Origin of the sequence: Methanocalculus sp. (assembly GCF_029762515.1) — an archaeon.
In the GTDB taxonomy this organism is placed as follows: Archaea; Halobacteriota; Methanomicrobia; order Methanomicrobiales; family Methanocorpusculaceae; genus Methanocalculus.
This window is the reverse complement of sequence record NZ_JARVGN010000343.1, coordinates 1-2505: the sequence shown is the minus strand read 5'-3', so window position 1 is coordinate 2505 and position 2505 is coordinate 1. Positions and strand designations below refer to the sequence as shown.

Genomic DNA, 2505 nt, shown 5'->3' with positions numbered 1-2505 from the left:
ATTGTCGATGGTGTAGAGGGCAGGATCAGGCTTAACATATAGTGCTGTGTATGGCTCGTCGGCAATAATAAGGAAAAAAGCGACCGTACCCACTCCAAGCACCGTTGCAACAATAACGGCAATCCTGATTATTTGATAATTATCCCTGTAGCAATCTTTTTCCATCATCCTATTGCCTATCAAGCTTTAGTTCTGGAGTTTAAAATTACTCTGATTTATAATGGCAGATCATTTACCAAAGAGGCGGAATACGTATCTCGACGCTCTTTATATGTCAGTGAAAATTCTTGTTACGGATAGATCTCTTGAGAAGGGAGAGGATGTATCAGTTAATATTTTCAAAAACATGATAGAAGATATGCTGAAAAATGAAACGATAAAGAAATTCAAACGCGTTTTTATCTCGTTTACACTGATAAAAATAGGGGGATGACCCTCTGATGCTATCTTGAGTATTTCATCACAATTGAATGTTCATAATTCCTCAATCAATCCTAAGTAGAAATAATTTATTTTTGCTGCATCGCCAACATCAATATATCCATTCTCATTGAAATCTGCATGTAGATCTTCTTCTATCAAACCGGCAGCCATATACTGAACAATCATGACATCACCGATATCTACCTCGCCATTATTATTAAGGTCCCCCCTGGTGGGGGTCGAGGGAGTGCCTTCGGTGTGGTGTATTTCGTAGTTATGTTCTCCTGAAGCCGCGTTAATAATCAAGACATTACCATTCTCACCCAATGACCAGTCTGAGAATGTGGCTCCATCCTTGAGCACCTCAGCAACTCCGAGTCCATCATTGTCAAGTGCTATTGTTATACTGGAATCACTTTCCAGATTGAGTCTTGTTTTCATTTCTTCCCTATAAAGTGTCACAAAGTCCATATTCCCTGATGCCTGCAGGATCGTAACTGCACTCTCTCTCAAGAATGTACCTTCTATCAGGGTGAGGGAGAGGAAATCAGTACTATTGAGCATTCGCATATGTGCAATGTCCGCATCTGTGGCAAATGATTCGAATGTGGACGTGCCCTTCCCGGCGTAAGCATAATCGACGTATTCGGTGGATGCAACTTTTATCGCATTTCCACTACCTGTCACTGCAATTTCCTCAGCTTCTTTCTCCTCTTCGCTGTCATAGCGAGATAGTAAAACCGTTACTCGAAATAGATCCGGTGTAGGTTGTGTCCTGAAGTGGATGGTGGGGCTGAACACCTCACTTTCGCGATTATACCCCGCAATTCTTCCAACGCGTTTTGAAATATGGATTTCCGATGCCGGTGCTGTGTAGAGATGGAAATGGACATCATCATTATATGGATTCGTTGTTTGCCAATTGAAATGGTTAGTTACGATCCCCGTTGCCGTTTCGACATTATACGGCAGCGAAAGCCAGTCATACGATGTATCATCAAACAAGAGGTTTCCATTCACATGACCAACATTGACCTCGTCATTTCCAGTAGAGGGGGTGATGCTGAGACTCGTCGGTCTAAAGACGTTTCTGTAAATCCACGACTGGGTTCCTTCAAGCCTGTCGATAACCACAAAGTACTCCTTGAATGGATACAGGATCGCCCTGCTGTAATCGATGGGACTTGACAGATCCTTCGAATACGCCGAACCCTTTGTGTCGTCGACAACCTCGGACACTTTCACGTTTGAAATAAGCATTTCCATCCATGGAGTTTCAACGAGATTATTCGACACAATCTTGGTAGCGATCCCGGCACTGTTGCCTTTGAAGATGCCGCGGCATTCTGTTTTTGTGTTTCCTGATACCGGAAATGGTGTCCGGGGATCTTCGAATTCAACCACATTGTGGTTCATAGGATTGTATCCGTAGTATCTATCTAGCACGTTTTTGTTTTCGCTCGCATCGGCAAGCAACAGATCCCCCCTGCTGTAGTATTCGATGCCGAGCTGATCATGATGACCATTGTCCCGATTACTCCCGGTAGCGGTATTTGCCGTTACCAACGACAACCAGTCTGAATCATGGTTCCAGCTCCCCCGAAAGACTTGAAAGTCGTAGTTCTCGCCGAGGTAACTCGTCCAATCGGGATATTTCCGCTCCACGGCGCTGTAATCTTCCTCTACCAAATAGAGGAACCAGTCCGCGGGAGGCAACCCGAGCGAGCGCGAATAGGGGAGCGCACTTGACGATGAGATGATGTCCACGTGGTTCAATACATAATTGCGCCACTCATCATCGAGCAGGTTTACAATCCCCATATGATACCAATACTTCACATTTCCGTTGGTCACGCTGTTGCTGCTGTAGTGGTTGGGCAACGAATCCCACACCTCGGCGGTCAAACCACGCTTGAGTGCTGGGTACTGATCGAAGACGTTTGTGCCAAAGTAATGGCTGTATACCTGTGCCCAACGGATGAGTTCTGTGAGTGCATAATTCTTATATGCCCCATTGTGGTAATGCCCCGAATCTTCATCATATCCGTAGGCGAAGAGAGATTGCGCCCCGTCGCGATGGAA

1 protein-coding gene is annotated in these 2505 nt (G+C 45.1%); it reads right to left on the bottom strand.

Translation table 11 applies throughout. From position 1 onward, the window contains the following. Positions 1–474 precede the first annotated feature (474 nt). Positions 475–2505, bottom strand: a 2031-nt coding sequence (locus tag QCH34_RS10635) for a dockerin type I repeat-containing protein (protein WP_300333918.1), incomplete at its 5' end; no start/stop codon positions are given.